This window comes from Kitasatospora sp. NPDC041988 (genome assembly GCF_055588525.1).
The window spans coordinates 151,806-177,725 of the sequence record NZ_JBVJCO010000009.1; the positions used below are offsets into that span (position 1 = coordinate 151,806).

The 25,920-nt window shown below is 74.6% G+C and carries 24 protein-coding genes; 9 read left to right on the forward strand and 15 right to left on the reverse strand.

What is annotated here, in order from left to right; all coding sequences use genetic code 11:
* Positions 1–178 precede the first annotated feature (178 nt).
* From ACZ6NC_RS12090 to ACZ6NC_RS12125, 8 genes are all read right to left on the reverse strand, one after another.
* On the reverse strand, positions 179–1,123 hold the full coding sequence (locus tag ACZ6NC_RS12090) for an ABC transporter substrate-binding protein (protein WP_465731603.1): 945 nt from the start codon (positions 1,121–1,123) through the stop codon (positions 179–181).
* 34 nt (positions 1,124–1,157) lie between these two features.
* On the reverse strand, positions 1,158–1,835 hold the full coding sequence (locus ACZ6NC_RS12095; RefSeq protein ID WP_465731605.1) for an ABC transporter permease: 678 nt from the start codon (positions 1,833–1,835) through the stop codon (positions 1,158–1,160).
* Complete coding sequence (locus tag ACZ6NC_RS12100) at positions 1,832–2,500, reverse strand: ABC transporter permease (protein ID WP_465731607.1); 669 nt, start codon at positions 2,498–2,500, stop codon at positions 1,832–1,834. Before ACZ6NC_RS12100 ends, ACZ6NC_RS12095 begins: the two co-directional genes overlap by 4 nt.
* Entirely contained in the window at positions 2,490–3,689 is a 1,200-nt protein-coding gene (locus ACZ6NC_RS12105; RefSeq protein WP_465731609.1) for an ABC transporter ATP-binding protein, read from the reverse strand. Before ACZ6NC_RS12105 ends, ACZ6NC_RS12100 begins: the two co-directional genes overlap by 11 nt.
* Before the next feature lie 272 nt (positions 3,690–3,961).
* Complete coding sequence (locus tag ACZ6NC_RS12110; protein WP_465731611.1) at positions 3,962–4,348, reverse strand: rhodanese-like domain-containing protein; 387 nt, start codon at positions 4,346–4,348, stop codon at positions 3,962–3,964.
* Positions 4,342–4,893: a cysteine dioxygenase gene (locus ACZ6NC_RS12115; protein ID WP_465731613.1), complete on the reverse strand. Its 552-nt coding sequence runs from the start codon at positions 4,891–4,893 to the stop codon at positions 4,342–4,344. The genes ACZ6NC_RS12110 and ACZ6NC_RS12115 overlap by 7 nt, the downstream gene beginning before the upstream one ends.
* Positions 4,894–5,084: 191 nt before the next feature.
* Entirely contained in the window at positions 5,085–5,162 is a 78-nt protein-coding gene (locus ACZ6NC_RS12120) for a putative leader peptide (RefSeq protein WP_107086570.1), read from the reverse strand.
* Between the two features lie 47 nt (positions 5,163–5,209).
* Positions 5,210–8,371 (reverse strand): hypothetical protein, encoded by a 3,162-nt coding sequence (locus tag ACZ6NC_RS12125; RefSeq protein ID WP_465731615.1) that lies wholly within the window; start codon positions 8,369–8,371, stop codon positions 5,210–5,212.
* Positions 8,372–8,684: 313 nt separating this feature from the next.
* Here ACZ6NC_RS12125 and ACZ6NC_RS12130 point away from each other — a divergent pair, with 313 nt between their 5' ends.
* The 4 genes from ACZ6NC_RS12130 (at position 8,685) to ACZ6NC_RS12145 (ending at position 13,654) form a co-directional block, all read left to right on the forward strand.
* Positions 8,685–9,527 carry a nitrilase-related carbon-nitrogen hydrolase gene (locus ACZ6NC_RS12130; RefSeq protein WP_465731617.1) on the forward strand — a complete coding sequence of 281 codons (843 nt, stop codon included), beginning with the start codon at positions 8,685–8,687 and terminating at the stop codon, positions 9,525–9,527.
* A 14-nt stretch (positions 9,528–9,541) separates the two neighbouring features.
* The gene (gene hydA, locus ACZ6NC_RS12135) at positions 9,542–10,957 is read left to right on the forward strand and encodes a dihydropyrimidinase (RefSeq protein WP_465731619.1); all 1,416 of its coding nucleotides are present in this window, start codon (positions 9,542–9,544) and stop codon (positions 10,955–10,957) included.
* A gap of 133 nt (positions 10,958–11,090) precedes the next feature.
* Positions 11,091–12,122, forward strand: coding sequence for a TIGR03842 family LLM class F420-dependent oxidoreductase (locus tag ACZ6NC_RS12140; protein ID WP_465731621.1), 1,032 nt, complete (start codon positions 11,091–11,093; stop codon positions 12,120–12,122).
* Positions 12,123–12,127: 5 nt separating this feature from the next.
* Complete coding sequence (locus ACZ6NC_RS12145; RefSeq protein ID WP_465731746.1) at positions 12,128–13,654, forward strand: NCS1 family nucleobase:cation symporter-1; 1,527 nt, start codon at positions 12,128–12,130, stop codon at positions 13,652–13,654.
* 119 nt (positions 13,655–13,773) lie between these two features.
* On the opposite strand, the gene ACZ6NC_RS12150 is transcribed toward ACZ6NC_RS12145, so the two are convergent.
* Positions 13,774–15,012, reverse strand: coding sequence for a glycosyltransferase (locus tag ACZ6NC_RS12150; RefSeq protein ID WP_465731623.1), 1,239 nt, complete (start codon positions 15,010–15,012; stop codon positions 13,774–13,776).
* 145 nt (positions 15,013–15,157) lie between these two features.
* Between ACZ6NC_RS12150 and ACZ6NC_RS12155 the strand changes: the two genes are divergently transcribed.
* On the forward strand, positions 15,158–15,424 hold the full coding sequence (locus ACZ6NC_RS12155; protein WP_396320145.1) for a GlsB/YeaQ/YmgE family stress response membrane protein: 267 nt from the start codon (positions 15,158–15,160) through the stop codon (positions 15,422–15,424).
* 213 nt (positions 15,425–15,637) lie between these two features.
* Here ACZ6NC_RS12155 and ACZ6NC_RS12160 read toward each other — a convergent pair whose 3' ends face one another.
* From ACZ6NC_RS12160 to ACZ6NC_RS12180, 5 genes are all read right to left on the reverse strand, one after another.
* Complete coding sequence (locus ACZ6NC_RS12160) at positions 15,638–16,237, reverse strand: TetR/AcrR family transcriptional regulator (protein ID WP_465731625.1); 600 nt, start codon at positions 16,235–16,237, stop codon at positions 15,638–15,640.
* Between the two features lie 160 nt (positions 16,238–16,397).
* A complete protein-coding gene (locus ACZ6NC_RS12165; protein ID WP_465731627.1) occupies positions 16,398–17,411 on the reverse strand; it encodes an aldo/keto reductase in 1,014 nt (337 codons plus the stop codon).
* A gap of 143 nt (positions 17,412–17,554) precedes the next feature.
* The gene (locus ACZ6NC_RS12170) at positions 17,555–18,010 is read right to left on the reverse strand and encodes a (4Fe-4S)-binding protein (RefSeq protein WP_465731629.1); all 456 of its coding nucleotides are present in this window, start codon (positions 18,008–18,010) and stop codon (positions 17,555–17,557) included.
* 62 nt (positions 18,011–18,072) lie between these two features.
* Positions 18,073–18,312 carry a GNAT family N-acetyltransferase gene (locus tag ACZ6NC_RS12175; RefSeq protein WP_465731631.1) on the reverse strand — a complete coding sequence of 80 codons (240 nt, stop codon included), beginning with the start codon at positions 18,310–18,312 and terminating at the stop codon, positions 18,073–18,075.
* Between the two features lie 48 nt (positions 18,313–18,360).
* Entirely contained in the window at positions 18,361–18,714 is a 354-nt protein-coding gene (locus ACZ6NC_RS12180) for a hypothetical protein (RefSeq protein WP_465731633.1), read from the reverse strand.
* 628 nt (positions 18,715–19,342) lie between these two features.
* On the opposite strand from ACZ6NC_RS12180, the gene ACZ6NC_RS12185 reads away from it, so the two are divergent.
* The 3 genes from ACZ6NC_RS12185 (at position 19,343) to ACZ6NC_RS12195 (ending at position 23,881) form a co-directional block, all read left to right on the forward strand.
* On the forward strand, positions 19,343–21,034 hold the full coding sequence (locus ACZ6NC_RS12185; RefSeq protein ID WP_465731635.1) for a sensor histidine kinase: 1,692 nt from the start codon (positions 19,343–19,345) through the stop codon (positions 21,032–21,034).
* Positions 21,031–21,690 carry a response regulator gene (locus ACZ6NC_RS12190; RefSeq protein WP_465731637.1) on the forward strand — a complete coding sequence of 220 codons (660 nt, stop codon included), beginning with the start codon at positions 21,031–21,033 and terminating at the stop codon, positions 21,688–21,690. The genes ACZ6NC_RS12185 and ACZ6NC_RS12190 overlap by 4 nt, the downstream gene beginning before the upstream one ends.
* A 670-nt stretch (positions 21,691–22,360) precedes the next feature.
* On the forward strand, positions 22,361–23,881 hold the full coding sequence (locus tag ACZ6NC_RS12195; RefSeq protein WP_465731639.1) for a M20 family metallopeptidase: 1,521 nt from the start codon (positions 22,361–22,363) through the stop codon (positions 23,879–23,881).
* Positions 23,882–24,045: 164 nt separating this feature from the next.
* Here the strand turns inward: ACZ6NC_RS12195 and ACZ6NC_RS12200 are convergent, their stop codons facing one another.
* A complete protein-coding gene (locus tag ACZ6NC_RS12200; protein ID WP_465731641.1) occupies positions 24,046–24,738 on the reverse strand; it encodes an ArsR/SmtB family transcription factor in 693 nt (230 codons plus the stop codon).
* Between the two features lie 372 nt (positions 24,739–25,110).
* On the opposite strand from ACZ6NC_RS12200, the gene def reads away from it, so the two are divergent.
* Entirely contained in the window at positions 25,111–25,746 is a 636-nt protein-coding gene (gene def / locus ACZ6NC_RS12205; protein ID WP_465731643.1) for a peptide deformylase, read from the forward strand.
* Positions 25,747–25,920 lie beyond the last annotated feature (174 nt).

A 25,920-nucleotide genomic window follows, 5' to 3' on the forward strand; every position in this document is an offset into this window, starting at 1 on the left:
CAGGGGGGGGGGGGGGGGGGGGGGGGGGGGGGGGGGGGGGGGGGGGGGGGGGGAAGGAGGAGGGGGGGGGGGGGGGAGGGAGGAGGAGAGGGGGGGGGGGCCATCCGGTCCCCCCCCCCCCCCCCCCCCGCCCCGCACCTGACCGGGCCCGGCCTGACCAGGCCCGGCCCGACCGGGCTCAGCCCAGCCCGCTGGCCTTCAGCCACTCCTTGGCCACCGCCGACGGGTCCTCCTTGTCGATGGCGACCTTCCGCATCAGCGACAGCAGCCCCGCCGTGTCCAGCTTGGCCGACACCGCGTTGAGCGCGGCCGTCGCCGTGGCGTCCACGCCCGCCTTGTTGACCAGGGGTGTGACGTTCTGCGCGCCGAACAGGCCCTTCGGGTCGGTCAGCGGCACCAGCTTCAGCTGGGCGATCTTCGGGTCGGTGGAGAACACGTTGCCGACCTGGATCGAGCTGTCCTTGATCGCGTTGGCAGTGGTCTCGCCGGTCGGCTTCCACTCCTTGAAGGTCAGCCCGTAGACGTCCTTGAGCGCCTGCTCCTGGCGGGACTTGAACTCCGGCGGGCCGCCGATGGTGAACTCGCCCGCCTTGCCGGCCAGGTCGGCGATGCTCTTCAGGCTGTACTTGTCGGCGGTCTCCTGGCTGATGCTCAGGGTGTCCTTGTCCTCGGCGGGCGAGGAGTCCAGGAGCCCCAGCGAGGCCGGCAGGGTCTTCGCCAGCGCGGCGTTGACCTCCTCCTTGGTCGGCGCGGTCGCCGTGCCGCCCAGGTAGGTGAGGAGCGCGCCGTTGTACTCGGGCAGCACCGTCAGGCTGCCGTTCTGCAGCTGCCCGTAGAGCACCTCGCGGCTGCCGATGTTGAACTTCTCCTCGACCTTGACGCCCTTGGCCTTCAGCGCCTGCGAGTAGATCGAGCCGAGCAGCACGTTCTCGGGGAAGTTCGCCGAGCCGACCACCACGGTCGAGCCGGAGCCTCCCGCGCCGGACGCGGCGGCCGACGAGGAGCCGCCGCCGAGCGGGTCGCCGCCGGAGGACGAGCAGGCGGTGGCGCCGAGGGCGAGCGCGGCGAGGGTGCCGAGAGCCAGGGCCCGGCGGCCGCTTCTGCGGCGTGCGGAAGTCGACATGGTGATGTGTTCCTTTCGAGTGCGTGAACGAGGATCAGTCGGCCCGGCGCTGGGCACGCAGCCCGGGCGGGAGCGCGTACCGGGCGAGCAGGGCGAAGAAGAGTTGGACGCCGACCGCGAGCAGCACCACCAGCAGTGCGCCGCCGGCCGTGACGGCGTAGTTCCGGGTGGCCAGCCCGTCGATGACGTACCGGCCGAGGCCGCCGAGGCCGACGTACGCGGCGACCGTCGCCGTCGCGATCACCTGGACGGTCGCGGTCCGGAAGCCGGCCAGCAGGGTCGGCAGCGCGGATGGCAGGCAGACCTGCCGGAGTACCTGCGGGTGCGTCAGCCCGACGCCGCGCGCCGCGTCCCGGACGTCCGGGTCGGTGCCGCGGACCCCCTCGACGGCGGCCACCAGCAGCGGCGGCGCGGCGAGTGCGACCAGCGGCACCAGGACGGCGGTGTCGCCGACCCCGGCCAGCAGCACCGCCAGCGTCACCAGCCCGAGCGTGGGCAGCGCGCGGGCGGCGCCGGCCAGCGAGGTCACGGCGGCGGCGCCGCGTCCGGTGTAGCCGATCAGCAGGCCGAGCGGGACGGCCAGCAGGGCCGCCCAGAGCAGCGCCTCGCCGGACAGCAGCAGGTGCTCGGTGACGCGGTGCACGATGGAGTCCGGGCCGCTGCGGCGGTCCGGGGAGGAGAAGAAGTCCCCCAGCCAGGAGAGCCAGTTCACCGGACGGCCTCCTTCTCCCGGACGGCCCACGGCGCGAGCAGCCGCCGGGCGCCGAGCAGCAGCAGGTCGACGGCCAGCGCCAGCACGACGATCAGCACGATGCCGGCCACGATCGGCGTCGGGAAGGTGCGCTGGAAGCCGTCGATGAACAGGTAGCCCAGCCCGCCGCGGCCGATCAGCGCGCCGACGCTCGCCAGGGAGATGCTGGAGACCGCCGCCACCCGCAGCCCGGCCACCAGGTACGGCACGGAGGCGGGCAGTTCGACGGCGGCCAGCCGGTGCCACGGCCCGTAGCCCATCGCGGTCGCCGCCTGCCGGACCGGTTCGGGGACGGCACGCAGCCCGTCCACCGTGGTCGGCAGCAGGACGGCCACGGCGTAGAAGGTCAGCGGGATCATCACGGTCGCCTGGGTGGCCAGCCCGGTGTAGGGGATGAGCAGCACGAAGACGGCCACCGAGGGCAGCGCGTAGACGACGTTGAAGACGGCGGCGAACGGCTGGTAGAGCCGGGGGAACCGGGCGCAGAGCAGGCCGAGCGGGACGGCCAGCAGCAGGCCGATCAGCACCGGGAGCAGGGCGATCACCGCGTGGTCGGCGAGCAGGTCGCCGAGGTAGCCGAGGTGGTCGCCGATCCAGTACCAGCGGACGAGCGGTTCATCGTCCACCGACGACTCCGTCCGCCACGGTCGAAGCGGCTCCGTCGGCCGTGGTGGAGGTGGTGCCGTCGGTCGTGGTCGAACCGGCTCCGTCGGCCGTGGTCGAGGTGGCGCCGGTCGCGGGCCGGGGGGCCGCGTCAGGTCCGGCCGTCTTCGCGGGGGCGGGCGCTCCCGCCAGCGCGGCGAGCACGGCCTCACGGCTCGCCGTCCCGGTGGCCCGGCCGTCGGCGTCCAGCGCGACGGCGGCCCCGGCGGGGGAGAGGACGGCGGCGTCGAGCGCGCTGCGCAGGGTGTCGGCCTCGGGCCGGTAGCCGGCCGCCGGGTGCAGGGTGGCGGTGGCCGCGTCGCGGTCGATCCAGCCGATCGGGCGGCGCTCGTCGTCCAGCGCCAGCTCCCAGCCGCCGTAGCGCAGCCCGTCGGCCACCGGGCGGACGGTGACGGCGGTGGCGGGGCGCAGCCCGAGGCCGCGCAGGCCGCGGTCACGGCCGAGGAAGGCGGCCACGCCGTCGTCGGCGGGCGCGGTGAGCAGCGTGTGCGGGTCGGCGAGCTGGGCGATCCGGCCCTGTTCGCGCAGGACGACGACCTGGTCGCCGAGCCGCACGGCCTCCTCGATGTCGTGCGTCACGAACAGCACCGTCTTGTGCAGCTCGGACTGGAGCCGCAGCAACTCGTCCTGGAGCCCGGCGCGGACCACCGGGTCGACGGCGCTGAACGGCTCGTCCATCAGCAGTACCGGCGGGTCGGCGGCCAGTGCCCGGGCCACGCCGACGCGCTGCTGCTGGCCGCCGGAGAGCTGGAACGGGTACCGCTTGCCGGTCTCGGGCGCCAACCCGACCAGCTCCAGCAGCTCGGCGGCCCGGGTGCGGGCCGTCTTCCGGTCCCAGCCGAGGAGGTAGGGGACGGTGGCGATGTTGTCGATCACCCTGCGGTGCGGGAAGAGCCCGGCCTGCTGGATCACGTACCCGATGCCGCGGCGCAGCTTGGCGGGCTCCAGCTCGGCGACGTCCGTGCCGTCCAGCAGCACGCGGCCCGAGGTCGGCTCGACCATCCGGTTGACCATGCGCAGCAGGGTCGTCTTGCCGCAGCCGGAGGGGCCGACCAGCACGGTTATCCGGCCGGTGGGGACGTCGAGGTCCAGGCCCTCGACGGCGATGGTGCCGTCGGGGTGGCGCTTGCCGGCGCCGTCGAATCTGATCACGGGGAGTTTCCTCGTCTCGGCGCCCCGCGGTGGCGGCGCCGATGGTGGCGGTCTGTCGGTCGGTGGCGGTTTGTCGACACTTGACGGTGCGTGGTGCAGCCGTCGGTCTGTCATATCAACTGCCCGGACGTTCTTCCGCCCGCGTGGCTGCCCATCATCGGACCGGCGGAAACTCCGATCAGACTATGACCTGGATCATCTCCTGTCTCCGACGTACCACGGGGCGGGTGCGCCCGGCCTCGTTCCGGCCGCGTCCGGCTGGGCCCGGGGCCTCAGCCGCCGGGCCGGGTCGGCAGGCCCGCGGCGGCCCAGCCGACGAAACCGCCGTCCAGATCGGTCGCCCGGTGCAACCCCAGCTCACGCAGCGAGGCGGCGGCCAGACTGGAGGCGTAGCCCTCCGAGCAGACCACGACCACCTCCACGTCGTACCCCGTCGCCTCCGGGATCCGGTGGCTGCCGGTCGGATCGAGCCGCCACTCCAGCACATTGCGCTCGATCACCAGCGACCCCGGGATCTCCCCCTCGGCCGCCCGCTGTGCCGCCGGGCGGATGTCCACCAGCAGCGCGCCGTCCAGCTGCGCCTGGTAGGCCTCCCGGGCCCGGGGTCGGTGGACGCCCTCGCGGGCGCGCTCCACCAGGTCGTCAATGGTGGTCACCACTGCTCCGGTCCTTCCTGTGAGGTGCGGACCAGGCCACCGGCCCGCAGGTCGTAGTGCGCCATCGAGCTCAGCGGCGGCGAGTAGGCGTGCAGGGTGACGGCGGGGCCGGAGGCCGTGTTGCGGACGTCGTGCACGTACTCGGGGCCGAACGCCCGGGCGGTGCCGGCCGGCACCCGGCGGATCAGCAGGCCCTGCTCGGGCCCGCCGAGCGAGAGCTCCTCCAACTCGCCGAGCGCCACGGTGAACGCGCCGCGCGAGCCGCCGTGGTCGTGGAACCCGGTGGACTGGCCCGGCAGCCAGCTGATCAGCCAGACCTCGTGGTCGTCGTCGGCCGCCAGCCGCCGGTACCAGCGCTCGTCGGTGGAGAGCCGGACGTGCGGGATCCACTGGTCGGGCTGCCCGGCCAGCTCGCGGACGATCGTGCGCAGGGCGTTGGGCGTGAGCGGGGCGCGGGTCTCTTCGGTGGCGGCGGGTGCCGCCTCTGCGGTCGTGGTGGCGGTGGACGGCGTGGTGTCTGCGATGGCGGCTGCGAGGTCCAGGCTCATGTGGGCGTCCTCGGGGAAGGCGGAGCGAGCGGAGGGCGGGTGGCCGTGCCCGGTCGTGGATGCAGGTGTGGCCGCGGACGTGCGGGGCGGGCACGGGTGCGCCGGGCGGGGCGCGTCAGGAGTGCGGGTGCGGGTGCGCGGCGCGGGCCCTGGAAGACGTCACAGGGCGGGACCGGCGGGGAAAGGCAGGGTCAACAGGCACAGATGGAACTGGCCTGGCGTCGCAGATCGACGTGCAGGCGGCAGACCAGAGTGGCGCCGGAGTCCATGGGCCGGATCCTTCCCGACGGGACGGGCACGAGTCAAGCGAGCCTCGTCACCCCTGCGTGGCGCGCCGGGGTGCGGGCGGGGCCGGCGCCGGGACGTGCGACGGGGTGGCCGGGCTCGCCGTGCCCGGGGACGCCGGGCCGGGGGCCGCTGCGCCCGGGCGCCTACCCGCCAGTGCCGCCTTGATCACGGGCGCGGCCTGCTCGCCCAGGTGGCGGCCCAGCGTCTGGTACGCGTCGAACTGCCGGTGGTCGAACCACTGGTCGCTGGTGGAGTCGTTGGGGAAGGCCGGATTGGCCACCGCGTACGAGTGCAGCTCGTAGGGCATGTCGGCGGTCAGCACGGCCTGGACGACGATCAGCGTGCCGATCTTCCCGCCGTCCCCGCCCTCCCTGCCCTCCCTGCCCTCATCGTCCCTGTCGCCCCCGCCGTCTTCGCTGCCCTCGCCGTCCTCGCCGTCCTCGTCCGGGATGGTGAGGGCGTCCGGGTAGTGGATGGACCCGGTGATCACCGTTCGGGCGGAGAGCCGGTCGGCCAGCCGCGCCGCGAGGCCGTGCAGCGGCTGCCCGTCCGCACTGCCGGGGATCAGCAGCTCGGGCTCGTGGAGGGTGATGGTGATGCCCAGCTCCTCGCGGGCGAGTGTGATCGCCGCCGCCAGGGTGGCCGCGTAGGAGGTGTCCCCGCTGGCGTCGATGCAGACCGCGGTGCGGACGCCGTGCCGGAGCAGCTCGACCAGCCCGAGGTTCTCGTAGTGGCCGCCGTCGGTGGTGAGCAGGAACCGGTCCTCCATCGGGAACCGCCCGCACAGCTCGCGCAGTTGGTAGGGGAGCCGTCGGACGGCGGGCTGCGGCGCGCGCCGCCAGTCGCGGTCGGGCGCCCAGAGCGGTCCGAGGACGGCCGGGTTGGGCAGCCAGCTGCCGAGCCGGGCGTTGGTGACGGCGAACAGGCCCTGGTAGGCGCGGGACTGACGCCCCATCGCCGAGGAGAACGCGGCGCCCGAGACGGCCATCGCGGACTGCACGGTGAGGTCCCGGGCGATGTGCCGCCGGGTACGCCGCTCCAGCAGGTCCGTCCGGGCGTAGCCGACGTCCGGCCCGCCCACGTAGTCGTGCGAGAAGGTGAACGAGACGGCCCGGCGCCCGGGCGGCGTACGGGAGTTGCCGGACAGGTTGGCCGCCGCCGCGAACACCACCTGAGGGAAGCCGGGGTGCCGGGCGCCGTAGTGGCTGAGCCGGGTCTGCTCGCGGAAGAAGTGGTACGGCCGGGCCAGCACCTCGCCGTCCTCGGTGGCGCGGCGGACGGCGAACGCGGAGGCGAGCCGGCGCCGGTAGAACGGGTGCAGTCCCATCCAGGTCTGGTCGAGGTTGAGCCCGACCGACCCGAGAACGAGCGGCAGCAGCACCTGGGCGGCGGCCGGCCAGGCGTGCCCGGTGGCGACCGCCCAGCCGAGGGCGAGCAGCGCGCCCGCCGACAGCGCGGCCAGCGCCGACCAGACGAGCAGGTACTCGGTGATGCGGCCGCCGAGCCCGCCGCCGAGGCGTCTGGCGCCGTGCACCAGCCCGCCGAGCGCCGCCGCGCCCTGCTCGACGGCCCGGCGCCCGTGCCAGAGGATGCCGAGCAGCAGGGCCAGGTAGCTGAGCAGGACGGTGAGGCTGATGCCCGCGCCGGTCTGGCGCGCGCCGACCGCGAGCGCCTCCTGGAGCCGGACCGCGCCCCAGGCGAGCCCGGGCACCACCAGGACGCCGGCGGCCAGCAGCGCCGCCAGCGCCAGCGCGCCGTGGGAGAGCCGGCGCAGCGTGCGCGGCAGCAGGGTGTTCCAGCCGAGCAGGGAGAAGGCCAGCAGCCAGAGCAGCCAGCAGGCGACGGCGGCCGCGAGCAGCCCGAGCAGGGCCAGTACGGCCGGCGGGCGGACGGTGAGCGGGCCGGGCGGGCCGGCCCCGCCGGTGCGCAGGCCGGCAGCGGCCAGGCCGTCGATGTCGGCCAGCGGTACGAGGTGGTAGAAGCGGCTGAGCCCGAGGCCGATCACCAGGACGGTGGCGAGCAGCAGGGTGAGTGCCGCGACCAGGCCGCGCAGCAGCGTCCCGAGGGCGACCAGCCACTGCCCGGCGCCGTCCGCCAGGTACTTGGCGTGCCGGCGCAGGTGGTCCTCCTCCGGGGAGCCGGGCTCCAGGACGTTGTCCGCCGTCAGGCCGGAGACGGCGTGCACCGGGCCGCCGGGCGCCGCGTCGCTGAGCGCCAGTTGCAGCGCGCCGACGGTGTAGCCGCCGCCGGAGACGGAGACCAGGTAGCGGGCCTGTTTCAGCCAGGGCCGCAGTTCCTGGAGGGCGCCGAGGGTGATGCAGGCGGACCGGATGCCGCCGCCGGAGACGCAGAACCCCAGCCGGGCGTGCTCCCGCCCGGGCGGCACCACGGCGCCGTTGCGCCAGCGGGCCCGGTGGTCGAGCGGGGGGTGTGCGCGGCGGCCGGGCGGCCAGCGCCCGCCGCGGGCGGTGGCCACCGGCCAGGGCGGGACCAGGGCGGGCGCCTCGGGGGTTGCGGGGGGATCGGCGGCGGCCTCGGGCGGGCGCCGCAGCAGGGCGCGCAGCGCGCGGTGGAGGGTGACGGCGACGACGACCAGGGCGATCGCCGCGGCCGGCAGGAGCAGCAGCCACATGACGGTGGCGAGCGCGGACGCGGCGGCGAAGGGGGCGTCGGAGCCGGCGGCCTCCAGCGCGTCCAGCCCCGCGCCCAGCAGGGCGTTCCCCGTGAGGCCGCAGGCGCCCGCGAGCAGCCCGGCGCCGCCGCCGGCGAGCGCGGTGAGCCGCCAGTGCGGCCGGGTGAGCACGTAGCGGCCCAGCAGCCCGGCCGCCGCGAGTGTCAGGGTGCAGCCGCCGAGCAGCCACCAGCCGGCCGCGAGGGCCGAGCGGTACGCCGCGAGGTGCCCGCCGGCCACGGCCTCGGCGGCCTCCCGGGTGCCGGCCAGCTCCAGCGCCACGCCCCGCACCGCCGGGGCCCAGTGGCGGAAGAGCAGCCACCCGAGCGCGAGCGGGACGGGCACGCCGAGCGCGAGCAGCACGCCGGCCCACGGCGGCACCGGGCGGCGCGGAACGGGTGTGGAGGGCTCCCCGGACTCCGCCACCACGACCACCTCCCCGTGCACCCCGGGCCCGGCCGCCCTGGCGGCAGGGATCACTGTCGGCCACCGCCCGGTGACGTACCGGAGCAGCATCATGGCGCGTACTACCCCGATACGCAGTACCTCGCACAGGATTCACCCGAATGAGTAAGGAGAGTCCTGGCGGGGTAGATGACCGTTTCATCCCATCTACTCGCTCCTGCGTGTCCGCGTAACAAGATCGCCCCAGCCGCGTTACGCCCGACGTATTGTCAGGCCACCGAGGCCGGGCCTACGGTCTACGCACCACGTTCTACGCACGTAGATGCGTTGGTCGGCACACGCGTGAACCCGCAGCAAGAACCACCCCGTCAACCCTCAGACCGCAGGCCCGCCGCCCCGGCCGGGCCACGGAGTTGCGGAGGTACCCATGTCGCAGATCGTCCGCGCCGCCCTCGTCCAGACCCGGTGGACCGGGGACCAGGAGACGATGATCGCCCTCCACGAGCGGTACGCCCGTGAGGCCGCCGCCCAGGGCGCGAAGATCATCGGATTCCAGGAGGTCTTCAACGCCCCCTACTTCTGTCAGGTCCAGGAACCCGAGCACTACCGCTGGGCCGAGGCCGTCCCCGACGGCCCCACCGTCCGCCGGATGCAGGACCTCGCCCGCGAACTCGGCCTGGTCGTGGTCGTCCCCGTCTACGAGGAGGACCAGCCCGGCGTCTACTACAACACCGCCGCCGTGATCGACGCCGACGGCCGCTACCTCGGCAAGTACCGCAAGCACCACATCCCCCAGGTCAAGGGCTTCTGGGAGAAGTACTACTTCAAGCCCGGCAACCTCGGCTGGCCCGTGTTCGACACCGCCGTCGGCAGGGTCGGCGTCTACATCTGCTACGACCGCCACTTCCCCGAGGGCTGGCGCGCCCTGGGCCTGGCCGGCGCCCAGATCGTCTACAACCCCTCCGCCACCAGCCGCGGCCTCTCCGCCTACCTGTGGCAGCTCGAACAGCCCGCCGCCGCCGTCGCCAACGAGTACTTCGTCGCCGCCATCAACCGCGTCGGCACCGAGGAGTACGGCGACAACGACTTCTACGGCACCTCCTACTTCGTCGACCCGCGCGGCCAGTTCGTCGGCGACGTCGCCTCCGACAAGGAGGAGGAGCTCGTCGTCCGCGACCTCGACCTCGACCTCATCGAAGAGGTCCGCCAGCAGTGGGCGTTCTACCGCGACCGCCGCCCCGAGGCCTACGGACCCCTGACCGAGGCGTGAGAGGGGCCCGCACCATGACCACCCGTACCGTCATCCGCGGCGGCCTCGTCATCACCGCCGCCGACGAACTCCACGCCGACGTCCTCGTCGAGGGCGAACGCATCGTGGCCCTCGCCGCCACCGGCAGCGACGCCGCCCTCGCCTGGACCGCCGACACCGTCATCGACGCCACCGGCCACTACGTCATCCCCGGCGGCGTCGACGCCCACACCCACATGGAGCTGCCCTTCGGCGGCACCGCCGCCTCCGACACCTTCGAGACCGGCACCCGCGCCGCCGCCTGGGGCGGCACCACCACCATCGTCGACTTCGCCGTCCAGCCCGTCGGGGGCTCCCTGCGCGAAGGCCTCGACGCCTGGCACGCCAAGGCCGACGGCAACTGCGCCGTCGACTACGCCTTCCACACCATCGTCTCCGACGTCAACGACGGCGTCCTCAAGGAGATGGACGCCCTCGTCGACTCCGGCGAGTCCACCTCCTTCAAGCTCTTCATGGCCTACCCCGGCGTCTTCTACAGCGACGACGGCCGCATCCTGCGCGCCATGCAGCGCGGCGCCGCCAACGGCGGGCTGATCATGATGCACGCCGAGAACGGCATCGCCATCGACGTGCTGGTCGAACAGGCCCTCGCCGCCGGCCGGACCGCCCCCCGGTACCACGGGGAGGTCCGCCGCGAGCTCCTGGAGGCCGAGGCCACCCACCGCGCCATCAAGCTCGCCCAGGTCGCCGGCAGCCCCCTCTACGTCGTCCACGTCTCCGCCGCCTCCGCGCTCGCCGAACTCACCCGCGCCCGCGACGACGGCCACAACGTCTTCGGCGAGACCTGCCCCCAGTACCTCTTCCTCTCCACCGACAACCTCGCCGAGGAGGGCGCCGACGGCTTCGAGGGCGCCAAGTACGTGTGCAGCACCCCGCTGCGCCCCCGCGAACACCAGGCGGCACTCTGGCGCGGCCTGCGCACCAACGACCTCCAGGTGGTCTCCACCGACCACTGCCCGTTCTGCTACGTGGGCCAGAAGGAGCTCGGCCGCGGCGACTTCTCCAAGATCCCCAACGGCCTGCCCGGCGTGGAGAACCGCATGGACCTCCTCCACCAGGCCGTGGTCGACGGACACCTCACCCGCCGCCGCTGGATCGAGATCGCCTGCACCACCCCGGCCCGGATGTTCGGCCTCCACCCGCGCAAGGGCACCATCGCCCCCGGAGCCGACGCCGACCTGGTCGTCTACGACCCCACCGCCGTGCAGACCGTCTCCGCCGCCACCCACCACATGAACGTCGACTACTCGGCCTACGAAGGCCGCCGACTCACCGGCCGCGCCCGGACGGTGCTCTCCCGCGGCACCGTCGTCCTCGACGACGGCCGGTGGCTCGGCCGCGCCGGCCACGGCACCTTCCTGCGCCGCGACACCTGCCAGTACCTGGTCTGACCTCCGCCGTCGCCCGGGGCCGGGCCTCACCGGCCCCGGGTCCGGCGTTCCCCGGGCGCACCCCGCACCCGAGCCCGGCATTCCCCGGGCAGCCCCGGCCCTCCCGGGCCGCCCGCCACCTTACGGAGCCCTCATGGACATCGGCCTCGTCCTGCAGACCGACCCGCCCGCCCGCCTCCTCATCGACCGCATGATCCGCGCCGAACAGGCCGGCTTCACCAACGGCTGGACCTTCGACTCCTGCGTCCTGTGGCAGGAGCCCTTCGTCATCTACAGCCGCATCCTCGCCGAGACGACGAAGCTGACCGTCGGCCCGATGGTCACCAACCCCTCCACCCGCACCTGGGAGGTCACCGCCTCCCTCTTCGCCACCCTCAACGACATGTACGGCAACCGCACCGTCTGCGGCATCGGCCGCGGCGACTCCGCCATGCGCGTCGCCGGCCGCCACCCCGCGACCCTCGCCCGGCTCTCCGAGGCCATGCACGCCGTCAAGGAGCTGGCCGAGGGTCGCACCGTCGAGGTGGACGGCACCGAGATGCACCTGCCCTGGGTCCGCCCCGGTGCCCGGCTGCCCGTCTGGATGGGCGCGTACGGACCGAAGGCGCTCAATCTGACGGGGCGTCAGGCCGACGGGTTCATCCTCCAACTGGCCGACCCCTACCTCACCGAGTTCATGATCAAGGCCGTGCGCAACGCCGCCGCCGAAGCCGGCCGAGACCCCGCCGACGTCACCATCTGCGTCGCCGCCCCCGCCTACGTCACCGCCGACGACTCCCCGCAGGTCCTCGCCCACGCCCGCGAACAGTGCCGCTGGTTCGGCGGCATGGTCGGCAACCACGTCGCCGACCTCGTCACCCACTACGGCGAACACTCCGCCCTCGTCCCCGACGCCCTCACCGACTACATCAAGGGCCGCCAAGGTTACGACTACAGCCACCACGGCCGGGCCGGGAACCCCGACACCGCCTTCGTCCCCGACGAGATCGTCGACCGCTTCTGCCTCATCGGCCCGGTCGAGGCCCAGCGCGAACGCCTCCGCCGGCTCCGCGCCCTCGGCGTCGACCAGTTCGCCGTCTACGCCATGCACGACGCCGTCGAAGCCACCATCGACGCCTACGGCACCGACGTCATCCCGCAGTTGCGCGAAGGTACCCGCCCGTGACCGGGATCGCCGAGATAGGGGACGGCTCCGCGGAGCCGGCGCGCCAACTCCAGCACGCCGACGGCCGGGTCGAGTTGGACCCGGCCGCCCCGGCCCTGCCCGCCAACGGCTACACCAACGACGACCTGCGCCCCGTCCCCGTCGGCCGCCGCACCTGGACCACCTACAACTTCCTCGCCCTCTGGGTCGGCATGGCCCACAACATCCCGTCCTGGACCCTCGCCTCCGGCCTCGTCGCCCTCGGCATGGACTGGAAACAGGCCGTCCTCACCATCGCCCTCGCCAACCTCATCGTGCTCGCGCCGATGCTGCTCACCGGCCACGCCGGCACCAAGTACGGCATCCCCTTCCCGGTCTTCGCCCGCGCCTCCTTCGGCCTGCGCGGCGCCAACCTGCCCGCCCTCCTGCGGGCCGCCGTCGCCTGCGCCTGGTTCGGCATCCAGACCTGGATCGGCGGCGAGGGCATCTTCCTGCTCGCCGGCAAGCTCCTCGGCGAATCCTGGCGCACCGCCGCCGAGTTCGGCGGCTACCCGTGGACGCAGTGGCTCTCCTTCCTGCTGTTCTGGCTGATCGAGATGGCCGTCATCGCCCGCGGCATGGAGACCCTGCGCCGCTTCGAGAACTGGGCCGCGCCCTTCGTCATCGTCGGCGCCCTCGCCCTGCTCGTCTGGATCACCGTCAAGGCGGGCGGCTTCGGCCCGCTGCTCGACCAGCCCTCCCGGCTCGGCTGGGACGGCGACTTCTGGAAGGTCTTCTTCCCCGCCCTCATGGGCATGATCGGGTTCTGGTCGACCCTCTCCCTCAACATCCCCGACTTCACCCGCTTCGGCGGCAGCCAGCGCGCCCAGATCCGCGGCCAGGCCCTCGGCCTGCCCACCACCATGACCCTCTTCGCGCTGCTCTCCGTCCTCGTCACCTCCGGCTCGCAGGCCGTCTACGGCGAACCCGTCTGGGACCCGATCGCGCTCGCCGCCAAGATGGAGAACCCGGTCGGCATCCTGTTCGCCCTGCTGACCGTCCTCGTCGCGACCCTCTCCGTCAACATCGCCGCCAACGTGGTCTCGCCCGCCTACGACCTCGCCAACCTGATGCCGCGCCTCGTCAACTTCCGTACCGGGGCGCTGATCACGGGCGTCGTCGGGATCGCCATCTTCCCCTGGAAGCTGATCTCCGACCCGCACGTCTACATCTTCACCTGGCTGGGAGTCGTCGGCGGGCTGCTCGGCACCGTCGCCGGCGTCCTCATCGCCGACTACTGGCTCCTGCGCCGTACCCGCCTCCACCTCGCCGACCTCTACCGCCCGCACGGCGCCTACTGGTACACGGCCGGTTGGAACTGGCGTGCCGTCACCGTCCTGCTGGTGGGCGGCCTCCTCGCGGTCGGCGGCTCCCACGGCGGCCCCTTCCCGGCGGACGGCCTCGTCCCGCTCCTCGAACCGCTCGCCGACTACGGCTGGGCCGTCGGCCTCACCTCGTCCCTGGCGCTCTACACGGCGCTCACCGTGACGACGGGGCGCGGCCCCCGGGGGTGACCGGAGCGGCGCCGCTCGCCAGGGCGGTGCCGTCGGTGGCGGGCGTTGGCGGGGGTGTCGTCGGTGGGGGTGCCTGGGGTGCTGTCCGCGGGGGTGTCCGTGGGAGTGTCCGGCGGGGCTCAGCCGCCGAGCCGCTCGATGGCGGCGAGGACCTTCGCCGTGCCGTCCTCGGCGGCGAGGGTGGCGGCGACGGAGCGGGCGCGGGTGCGGTAGTGGGGATCGTCGAGGGTCTGCCGGATCGCGCCGGCCAGGCGGGCCGGGGTGAGGGCGGGGAGGGGAACGGGCCCCGGCGTGGTGCCGAGGCGGGTGAGGCGGGCGGACCAGAACGGGGCGTCCAGCTGGGCCGGGACGGGAACGGCGGGCGTGCCGGCGCGGAGCGTGGCGGCGGTGGTGCCGGCCCCGGCGTGGTGGACGACGGCGGCCGTGCGGGGGAAGAGCCACTCGTGCGGGGCGTCGTCGATGGTGAGGACGGTGTCGCTGTCGGGCGCGGCGAGGCCGCTCCAGCCGGACTGCAGGACGACGCGGACGCGGGCCGCCCGCACGGCGGCGAGGACGGTGGCGGTGACACGCTCGGGGTCGGGGACGACCAGGCTGCCGAAGCCGACGAAGACGGGCGGCGGGCCGGCGGCGAGGAAGTCGGCCAGCCGGGGCGGGGGTTGCCAGCCGGGGTCGGTGCGGGGCCACCAGTAGCCGGCGACGTCGAGGCCCGGGCGCCAGTCGGCGGGGCGCGGGACGACGGCGGGGGAGAAGCCGTGCAGGACGGGGTGATGACGCCGGGCCCGTGCGATGCTGCGCGCCGGCAGGCCCAGCCGGCGCCGGAGCCGGCGCACCGCGGGGGCGAAGAGACGGTCGGTGGCGGCCTGGACGGCGTGGCCGGCGAGCAGGTTCCCGGTGCGGCCCAGTGACCTGGTGCCGGTGACGGCCGGGGCGAACTCCCGCGTGGGGGAAAGGGGCTGGAGGTAGAGGCCGAGGGTGGGGATGCCGGCGGCCTCGGCGGCGACCTGGCCGAGCGCGGAGGTGGTGCTGGTGGTGAGGAGCAGGTCGGCGCCCAGCTCGGTGGCCGAGGCGATGCCGTCGCCGAGGGCTGGCAGGAAGGCGCGCCCGAGGCGCAGGAGTCGGAGGATTCCGAGCGGTCCGGCGCCGGCCCGGAGGAGGCGTTGGCCGCGGGCGGAGGCGAGTTCGGCGCGCGGGTCGACGGGGAGGGCGCGGAACTCCAGCCCGGCCGCGTGGACGGAGTCGGCGAAGGTGGTGTGGGTCGCGACGGCGACCTGATGGCCGGCCGCGTGGAGCCGGGCGCCGAGTCCGGTGAAGGGGGCGACGTCGCCCCGGGAGCCGGCGGTGGCGATCAGGATGCGCATGGCCGCAGTATCGCTGCGCGGGCCGTCCCGGCGGCCGGTGCCACGCCCGGCGCACCGGAACCGGAGGGGCGCACCGGCGCGTCCTTCGCAGCAGAGCGGCCCGGACGGGACCGCCGTCGCGGAGTCGTGGAGGGTGGGAGGACGCATGGGTATCGTCGCGTGGATCGTGCTGGGCCTGGTGGCCGGGGCCCTGGCCAAGCTGCTGCTGCCGGGGAGGGACCCGGGAGGCCTGGTGGTGACCACCCTGATCGGCATCGCCGGGTCCTTCGTCGGCGGCTGGATCTCCTCGCACTTCCTGCACCGGCCGGTGGCCGCGCACTTCTTCGACCTGGCCACCTGGGCGTCGGCGATCGGCGGGGCGCTGGTGCTGCTGATCCTGTACCGGATCCTCTTCGGCAACTCCCGCCGCTGACGCGGGCCGCTGACGCCGGCTGCGGACCGGGCCCGGCCGTTGCGGACCCGGCCCCGGTCTGCGGGGCCGTGCTGCGGGTCGGCGAGTGGATTGACGCCCCGGGGTGGGGGCGGAGTGGGGCCCGGTGTCCTGGCGGGAGGTTCTGCCAGACGCCGTGCTCGGCGCCTGCTCGGCGTCCTGTCGGACGTCCTGTCGGACGTCCTGTCGGACGTCCTACGGGGTGCGCAGGCCGCCGAGGATGAGCTTCCAGAGGGCCTCGAAACGCTCAGGGGCGTGCGGGTCGGCCCACTCGGAGGCGTACGCGGGGTCGTGGAAGTGGGCGGTGGCCTCGAAGACGGCGCGGGCGGTCGATTCGATCTGGGTGAGCCTGAACTCCTCGGTCTCGACGCCGTTCTGGATGATCTGGCCGATCTGGCCGACCAACGTGTCGAGATGCGTCTCGACGGTGCTGCTGGTCTCGGAGACCAGCGTCATGTAGGTGGCGAACAGCTGCGGATCGTCGAGCGCCTTCTTCCGCTTGGCGGCGAACAGCGTCTCCAGCCAACGGTGCAGCCGTTCGACGGCCGGGCCTGGCTCGGCGGCGATGTGCTGCAGGTCCTCGTGGGCCTGGTCGAGCCAGCGCTGGGTGACGGCCTCGCGCAGCGCCGCCTTGCTCGGGAAGAAGCGGTAGACGCTGCTGTGGCTGACGCCGAGAGTGCGGGCGACGTCCACGACCGTGGCCTTGGCCGGCCCGAACCGCCTGAGGACGTCCTCCGTCGCGCTCAGGATCTGCTCGGGGGTGAGTGCGCTGTCCGTGGTCACGGGGAGGTACATCCTTACGGTGGTGCGCCGGCCGGGACGGCGGACGGTGCTGCGGCTGACAGGGGTGGTGCGTGCTGCGTGCCGGCGGGGTGCTGCGGTTGTCGTGCTGCGGTTGTCGGGCCGGCCCGGCCCGGCCCCGGCCGCCGTGCGTCGGCCGGGGCTGGTGCCGCGGTCAGCGCTCGCTGTCGAGGTGGGCCATCTGAGCGGCAGCGTACCTCTCCCCGGCGGCGGACCCGGCGGGGACGGCGGCCTCGATGGCGGCCAGGTCGGCCTCGGTGAGCGTGACGTCCAGGGCGCCGAGGGCCTCGGCCAGCCGGTCGCGGCGGCGGGCGCCGACCAGCGGGACGATGTCCTCGCCGCGCGAGGCGACCCAGGCGATCGCGACCTGGGCGACGCCGGCGCCCCGCTCGGAGGCGACCGCGCGCAGCGCCTCGACCAGCTTGAGGTTGTGGGTGAGGTTGTCGCCCTGGAAGCGCGGGCTGTGGCCGCGGAAGTCGGCCCCGGCCAGGGCGCGCTCGTTGTCCCAGTGGCCGCTGAGCAGGCCGCGCGACAGCACCCCGTACGCGGTGACGCCGATGCCCAACTCGCGGGCGGCGGGCAGGATCTCGTCCTCGATCGAGCGCGAGATGAGCGAGTACTCGATCTGCAGGTCGCTGATGGGGTGGACGGCGGCGGCGCGGCGCAGTGTGTCGGCGCCGACCTCGGAGAGGCCGATGTGGCGGACGTAGCCGGCCTTGACGAGGTCGGCGATCGCGCCGACGGTCTCCTCGACCGGGACGTTCGGGTCGAGGCGGGCCGGGCGGTAGACGTCGATGTAGTCGGTGCGCAGGCGGCGCAGGGTGTAGGCGAGAGCGGTCTTGGTGGCGGCCGGGCGGGCGTCGTAGCCGAGCCACTGGCCGTCGGGGCTGCGCTGGGCGCCGAACTTCACGCTGATCTGGACGCTCTCGCGGTCGCGGCCGCGCAGGGCGTCGTGGACCAGCAGCTCGTTGTGGCCCATGCCGTAGAAGTCGCCGGTGTCGAGCAGGGTGACGCCGGCGTCGAGCGCGGCGTGGATGGTGGCGATGCTCTCCGCCTCGTCGGCCGGGCCGTAGAGGTCTGACATGCCCATACAGCCGAGGCCGAGGGCGGAGGTGGTGAGGCCGGTGGAGCCGAGGGCGCGCTGGTGGATCCGGGGGGTGGACGGCATGGGGTGCTCCTGACGGGGAGGGGCGGCGGGGTGTGGCCGAGGTCAACCATGACACGACGACTAACAGAATTCAAAATCTGTCAGTCATCATCTGTTATCTGTTTTCTGTTACCTGTCGGGCGGCCGCGCGCCGCTCGCCCCCCTCAGCCCGCCGCCCCGCCGCACACCCCACGCCGGTCGCAGTACGGCTGCCCGGCGCTGCGCCCGCAACCGCACAACATCGCCCTCGGCGTCTCCCGCACCCCACCCTCGGCATCCACCACCCTCAGCTCCCCGCGCACCAGAAGCCGCCCGTCCGGCATCCGCCGCACCGACGTCGGCCGCTCCGGCTGCTCCGTCCCGCCATCCGCCAGCCGGTAGCGGAGCGCACCCGTCGGACAGCGCCGCACCACCTCGGCGATCACCCCCGGCTCCGCCCCGTCCGGCGTGATCCACGGCCGCCGCGCCGTGTCGAACACCGACGGCAGCCCGTGCACGCACTCGGCCGCGCGCCGGCAAACCTGCGGGTCGAAGGTCACCGCGATCCCCGCGGCCTCGTACGTCCTCGCACCCGGCCGGCCGGGTCCGTCGGCCCTCTCGGCGCCCTCCCCGCCGCCCATCAGTCACTCACCCGGCTGCGGTTCTCGTACGCGAGGTCCGCGTACTCGGGGTGGCGCAGCATTTACGCCTTGATGAACGGGCACGTCGCCAGCACCGGCAGCCCGCGCTCGCGGGCGTCGTCCAGGGCCGCCCGGGCCAGCGCGCCGCCGATCCCCTGCCCCTCGAAGGCCGGCTGCACCACCGTGTGCGGGTACACCACCAGGTGGTCGCTGCGCATGTACTCGGCGAAGCCGGCCAAGGCGTCGTCCGCCCAGGCCTCGAAGCGGCTGCTCAATTCGGCGTCGCGTACCGTGACGGTCATCGGAGGCTCCTCGCTGCCGGACACGGAGCCGGGGCCGGCCCCGGTCCATCATCGAGCGCCGTCCACCGCCCCGCCCGTCGACCCGGCCGGCAGCGGTACCCGCCCGGCGCCCGGCGCGCGCAGCAGGTGGGCCCGGGCCGGCGGCAGGTTGCGCCACACCGTCCGGCTCCCCAGCCCGTACGCCGCCTCGAACCGTCGCAGCAGCCGCACCACCGCCCGGTGCCGCGCCCCGTGCCGGGCCCCCGACAGCAGCGTCCGGGCGGCCGTGGTGCCCAGGTACCCGAAGTAGGTGAGCTCGCCCCCCGGCACCAGCAGCCGCAGATAGAGGTCCAGGACGTGCCGCACCTGCGCCGGCTCGAAGTTGGTGAACGGCAGACCGGAGATGATCACGTCGTACCTCACCCCCGGTGCCGTCGACGGCACCCCCGTCACCCCCGCCACCGTTCCCGCCCCGGCTCGACACCTCCGGCCGGACCTCCGGAAGCTCCTCCACCCCGCAGACGGACAGCCGCAACCCGACCTCCGGCCCGCGCCGGGCCAGCTCCGCGTCGGCCAGCAGCCGATCGGCGAACCGCGGGTTCGCCTCGACCACGTGCAACCGGTCGCCCGGACACAGCACTTGGGCCAGCCGCCGGGTCACCACCCCCGTCCCGGCGCCGACCTCCAGCACCGACAGCGGCCGGTCCGGACGGCTGGTCATCGGGACCACCAGGGCGTTCACCAACTCCGGCCCGCTCGGCGCCAGTGCGCCCGTACTGTGGAACGTGCGCAGCGCCTCGCCGAGGAACAGCAGCCGGTCACCGGCGAGCCGGCCGGGACCGTCACACCAGGGCCGTGCAGGGGAGTGGGGGCGTGAGCCGAGCTGATCCGTCGTCATGACACCGACGCTAGAGACGCCCGACCCCGCCCGAATCGGCCGATCCGCGACGCCCACCCCCGACGAAAGTCGAGGGTGGCGTTGGTCTTTGGACGGGGGACCGGCGTCATGGGCGGCCCATACCATCGGCCCAGGCCGACGGGAGGAGACCGCGTGACCACAGGCCACCAGCAGCCCGCCGACCACCCCGACCAGCCAGGCCACCCGAACCGCCCCGACCACTCAGGCCCCCCGCACCACCCCGACCCACGCCCGCCCGCCACCGCCCTGCTCGGCTGGTACGCACCCGGCCGCCGCCGCTGGACGGAGACCCTGCTCCTGCTCACCGTCCTCGCCCTCGCAGCCGAGGAGACGTACGCCCAGTGGGCCGTCACCGACGCGTCCCTCCGGCCGCTGCGCACGGCCGCCGCCGCCCTCTCCGCCCTCTCCCTCGTCCTCGCCCGCCGCCACCCGGTCGCCTCCGCCGTCCTCCCCGTCGCCACCGCAGGTCTGCTCAACCGCGCCTTCCCCGGCCTGTTCAGCGTCTTCTACCTCGCCTCCACCGGCCGGGCCGGGCCCGCCATGGCCGGCGGAGCCGCCATCGCCGTACTCAGCTCGGTCCGCGCCGACTCGCTCCTCGGCTGGGCCGGAACCACCGGATCACAACTGCTCGTCGAAGCCGCCGCCCTCTCCCTCGGCCTCTGGCTGCACGGCCGCCGCGTCCTGATCCACACCCTGCACGCCCAGGTCGACGCGCTGCGCCGCGAGCGCGAACTCCGCGCCGAACAGGCCCGCTCCGCCGAACGCGCCCGGATCGCCCGGGAGATGCACGACGTCCTGGCACACCGCCTCAGCCTGCTCGTCCTGCACGCCGGCGTCCTAAGCGACCAGGCCGTCGCCGGCACCGTCGCCGCCGACCCCGACCGGCTCGCCCACCGGCTGGAACTCCTCCGCTCGACGGCCGCCCGCTCGCTCGACGACCTGCGCGACGTCCTCGGCGTCCTCCGCTCCGACCCCCGGCTCCCGGACGATCCCCATCCGCCGGACACGCCCCACCTGCCTGCCGCACCCCTCCCGCCTGCTGCGTCCCACCCGCCGGACGCGCCCTACCCGCCTCCTGCGCCCCATCCGCCGGGCGAGACGCGCCTCCTGGCCGTACCCACCTTGCCGCCCGGACTCCGGTCACCGGGCCGGTCCCGGCCACTCGACCGATCCGGGCCACTCGTCGCCGGCCTCCGGCACGTCGCGGCCACCCCGCCGGCGCACCGCGCGGCCGAGGCCGTACCACCCCGGTCGAACTCCGTGCACAGGCCCGAGCCCGCCTGCACACCCGCGCCCGCGCCGGTACCCGCGCCCGCCCTGCGGGACCTCACCGAACTCGTCGGAGAGGCCGCCGTAGCCGGGCAGACGGTCGAACTCGCCCTCGACGGTGACCCGGAGACCGTACCGACCACCCACCGCCTGGCCGTCCACCGCCTGGTGCAGGAGGCGCTGACCAAGGCCCGCAAGTACGCGCATGCCGCACCCGTCACCGTCCGCGTCCGCTACGGCGCCCCGGCAACCACCGTCGAGGTGCGCAACGGCCCGGGCCAGCCGGCACCGTCCGGGGCCTGCACCGGCGGTGGCTACGGGCTGGTCGGGCTCGCCGAACGGGTCGGCGCGCTCGGCGGACACCTCGACGCCGGCACCGACGGCCACGGCGGCTTCCGCCTCGCGGCCCGCCTCCCGTCGCCCGAGCGCCCGCCCACCCCGCCACCCCGGGCCTGGCAGGCCCCGCAGCCGCGCACCGGATCACAGACCGGACCACAGACCGGGCCGCACACCCGGTGGGACAGTTCACCGACACCACCCGGAGAGGGCACATGATCCGCACCATGGTCGTCGACGACGACGCGCTGGTCCGCCTCGGCCTCGTCGACCTGCTCACCCAGGACCCTGCCCTCACCGTCGTTGCCGAAGCAGCCGACGGGCTCCAGGCCGTGGAGCTGGCCCGCCGCCAACGCATCGACGTCGCCCTGATGGACATCCGGATGCCCCGGCTCGACGGCATCGCCGCCACCCGTCGCCTGCGCGAGCTGCCGGACGGCCCGCGCGTCATCGCGCTCACCACCTTCGACCTGGACGAGTACGTCTACCAGGCGCTCGCCGCCGGCGCCGACGGCTTCCTGCTCAAGGACACCCCGCCCGCCGAGATCGCCCGCGCCGTCCACATCGTGGCGGACGGCCAGGGCATGGTGCATCCGGCCGCCGCCCGCCGCCTCATCGACCGCTACCACCGCAGCGGCGCACCGCGTTCGCTCACCGCCCGCAGCCGCGTCGCCGGGCTCACCCCGCGTGAGACGGACGTGCTCCGCGAACTCGCCCGCGGACTGTCCAACGCCGAGATCGCCGGCGTGCTCGGGATGCGGGAGAGCACTGTCAAGGCCCATGTCAGCCGGATCCTCACCGCACTCGAGGTCGGCAACCGCGTCCAGGCCGCCCTGCTCGCCCGCGACGCCGGAGTCGTCGACGACCGCGACTGACGGCGGTGGCTGACGACCGCGACCGACGACCGCGACCGACCGCGGCGGCCGAAGACACCGGCAGCCGGGCACCGGCCGACGACACCGACCGCCGCCCATCCGGTCGGGACCCTCTGCTGCCACCACCCGCGACCCGCCGCCTGGTACCGAGCGTTGAGCCGAAGTCACCCATCCGGCGTGGAAATGCCGTGCCTTGGCCGTTTGCGCTGCCGAACCCGGGCGCGGGGTCCATGGTGGAGATGGGCGCGATCCGGCGACCGCGCTCGCGCGCCGACCCAGGCCCGCGCGCCGTACGCCTGCCACCGTTCTCCGGCGGGCGCCCGAGGCGGGCCCGGCCTCCGGCACGCTGGGAACAGGGCCACCTCGCAGGAAACCGAACGGTTCTTCTAGGCTCACATCTCGGCTTCCCTGCGGCGGTGCAGTCACTGCGCCCACCGCATCGAAGCCGCCGTCCACGGGGCTCCGGGCCGACCGGGGCCACCGGATCGAGCGAGGAGGACGCAATGCCAAGCATGCCGCCCAGCCGTTCCACCGCACTTGGGCCAGACGGGCCGCCCTGGCGGACCCTACGTCTGGCCGGGGCCGCACGCCCCGGCTGGTCCGGGCACCCGGGCTGGTCCGGCCGGCCGGTGCGGCCGCTGAATACCGGCGGCGGCCGCGGAGGCGAGCGTTGAGTCCCCAAGCCGTCCGGCCGCCCGTCGCGCCGACCGTGACCACCGAGCCCGCACTCACCCCGGCCGACACCACCGCACCGGCCGCCGCGCCCGCGCCCGTTCCCGCCCTCGGCACAGGAGTCGGCGCCGGCACCGGAACCGCCGCCTCCCCGGCCACCCCACCCGCCACCGCCGCGGTCACCATCACCACCACCGCCGGCGTCACGGCAACCGTCACCACCACCACGGCAACCGTCGCCGCCACCACAACCGCCACCGCCCTCGTGCTGCCACCTCTCCCGGCGAACGCCCCCGCCGCCGCCCCACCCGCCACCGACAGCGACAGCCAGCCCAGCCCCACCGCCGCACTCCCCGGACTGCCCCAGGCCCTCAGCTCACGCGCCCGCACCCTGGCCGGCGCCGTCCGCCGCCGCTGCGCCGACCTCGCCCGGATCGAGTCACCCAGCGGCGACGCCCCCCGACTCAACGCCCTCGCCGAGGAGTTGGCCGCCGGGTTCCGCGCCACCGGCGCCACCGTCCACCGCGAGCCCGGCCCGGCCGGCGACCACCTCGTCCTCCAGTGGGCCGGCCAGGACGAGACGCTGCCGCACCTCCTCCTGGTCGGCCACCACGACACCGTCTGGCCGGCCGGCATCCTCAACGACTGGCCGGTCACCGAACAGGACGGCACCCTCAGCGGCCCCGGCGTCGTCGACATGAAGGGCGGACTCGCAGCCCTGGAAGGCGCGTTCGCCCTGCTCGCCGACCTCGGCCAGCGCCCGCACCGCACCGTCCGGCTGGTCGTCGTCTCGGACGAGGAGGTCGGCAGCCCCGACGGCCGCCGCCTGGTCGAACGCCAACTGCGCGGCGCGGCCGCCGTCCTGGGCCTCGAACCACCCCACCCGGACGGCCGGCTCAAGACCGCCCGCCGTGGCAGCACCCGGGTGCGGCTCACCGTCACCGGACGCGAGGCGCACGCCGGAAACGACGCCGCCCAGGGCGTCTCCGCCGTCGACGAACTAGTCGACCAGCTGGTCGCCGTCCGCGGACTCGCCGGCCGGCCCGGCACCGAACTCAACGCCGGGCGGATCAGCGGCGGCACCCGGGCCAATGTCATCGCCGGCCGCGCCGAGGCCGAACTCGGCCTGCGCTTCGCCACCGCCGAGGCACAGCGCCGCACACTCGACAGCCTGGCCCACCTCACCGCGCTGCGCCCGGGTGCGCGGGTGCGGACGGAGGTGCTGTCCAGCCGGCCGGCCTGGCAGGAGCGCTCCGCCAACCCGCTGCTGCGGCACGTCCGTTCCCTCGCCGCGGTGCTCGGGCAGCAGCTGGACGGCGCCCCGGCCGGCGGGGCCGGGGACACCAACCTGCCCGGATCGCGCGGGCTGCCGACGCTGGACGGCTTCGGCGCGGTCGGAGCCGGGGCACACGCCCGGCACGAGCACATCCGGATCGACCAGCTGGCCCCCCGGATCGCCCTGCTGGCGGCGCTTCTCGCCGTACCGCTGCCACGCCTGCGGGACCGGTCGGAGGGCTGACGCGGTTCCGTATCCGGAGTAGCGGGCCCGTCGTCCGGCGCAGACCGGGCGGCGGGCCCGCGCCATCGTGCGGTTCTGCCGGGGAGCGGGGCCGGTGGCACCCGGCTACTGGTCACCGGCTAGCGACTTCCGGTCACCGGCTAGCGGCTTCCGGTCACCGGCCGCTATGGCAGGCCGCCGCTCTCGGACGGGTGGTCGAGCAGAGGGAACAGGCGGGTCACCGCGGCCACCGGGCGAGTGCCGGGGGCGGGCCCGCGGCGCCGGTAGGGGGCGAGCAGCGCGCGGACGGCGGCGCCGAGATCGGCCAGCTCCTCGGGGGTGAGGTGGAGGACGTCGCTGGACGCCTCGTCGCGCCGCCACTCGGCGGGGGCCTGCGCCCGGTGGGCGAGCCACTGGCGGTAGCTGGTGTCCTCGAGATCCTCTGCGAGGTCCTCCGCGAGACCGGCGGCCAGGCCAGGGGCGAGCCGCCGCGACGACGGCGAAGCCGGGACGGGGGAGCCCGGCGAACCTGCCGGCTCGGTGGCACTGCCGGGGGGCATCAGCGACCCCTCCCACCGGAGCCGCCAGGGGCGCGACCGGCCGTCGACGGTGGGCGCCTCCTCGATCAGGCCGTAACGGGCGAGCTGGCGCAGGTGGAACGAGCAGGTGCCGGAGCTCTGGTGCAGATGCTGGGCCGCCTGGTTGGAGGTGATCTTCCCGCACTCGGCGATCAGGTCGAGCAGCGCCAGCCGGATCGGGTGGTGCGGCAACGGCCGGTTCGGCGGCATCTCCAGCGGCTTCGGCCCCCGAGCCTCCGCAGCGCTCGCGGCATCCAGCGGGCGCGTGGGCTCGGTCGGCGGCGTCTCGTCGGTGGTCACTTTGCAAAGATGCCTGTTTGCAAAGTGACTGGCAAGTCATCGATGGAGAAATCACCCCAGGTCGCCATGATTCCCCCTACCTGCTATTTGCAAAGTCACACTTTGCAAAGTATGGATTGGCGCACGCACCGAAAGCTCTGAGAGGGGAGTCCGGCCATGGCCGAACAGTCGCCCATGCAGGCACCACAGGCACCACAGGCGCCACAGGCACCACAGGCGCCACAGGCATCACAGGCACCGCGGGCGCTAAAGGCGCCACGCGCACTGCAGGCACCGCGGGCGCCACAAGCGCCACAGGTAGGGGAGGCAGCCCAGGCGCCACACACGGCGCGGGGGACCAGGGCATCGCGGGCGGCCCGCGGGGCGGTGCGGGTGCGGGGCGAGTGGGTGGCGGCCTATCCGGAGGTGCCGCCGGAGGCGCTGCGCGGGGAGGTGCGGCGGATCACGGTGGTGGGGGAAGAGGTGCTGCACCGCCGGTGCCGGGCGGTGAGGGAGGAGGAGTTCGGCGCGCCCGAGCTGTCCCGGCTGGTGGACGACATGTTCGCCGCGATGTGGGTGGCCGAGGGCGCGGGCCTCGCCGCGAACCAGATCGGCGTGGACCTCCAAGCCTTCGTCTGGGACTGCTTCGACGAGGACGGCGTCCGGCACGTCGGCCACATCTTCAACCCGGTGCTGGACGAGCTGCCCGCCGATGCCCGCCGGCTGGCCGAGGCCGAGGAGGGCTGCCTCTCCGTCCCCGGCCCGTACCTGGAGCTGGCGCGGCCGGACTTCGCGGTGGTGCGCGGCCGCGACCTGGACGGCCGCCCGCTGGTCGTGGAGGGCCGGGGCTACTTCGCCCGCTGCCTCCAGCACGAGACCGACCACCTCTACGGCGGCCTCTACATCGACCGGCTCTCGCACCGGGGCCGCCGCACGGCGCTTCGCCGGATGGAGGACCGCACGGAGAAGGTCTTCGCCAAGCGCGCCGCCCGCGCCGAGGAGCTGGCCCGCCTGCGCGCGTCGGTCTAGGCGCACGGGGGTCCGGTCGCGCGAGAGGTCATACGAGGGGCCGGGCGGGCGGCCGGGGCCCCACCTCGGGCTGGCTCCCGGCCGCCTCCCGGCCCACCTCGCGCCCCCGCCCGCGCCCCCGCCCGAGCCCCGGTCCGGAGCCCCGGTCCGGGGTCCGCGTCGCACGGCGGCCTG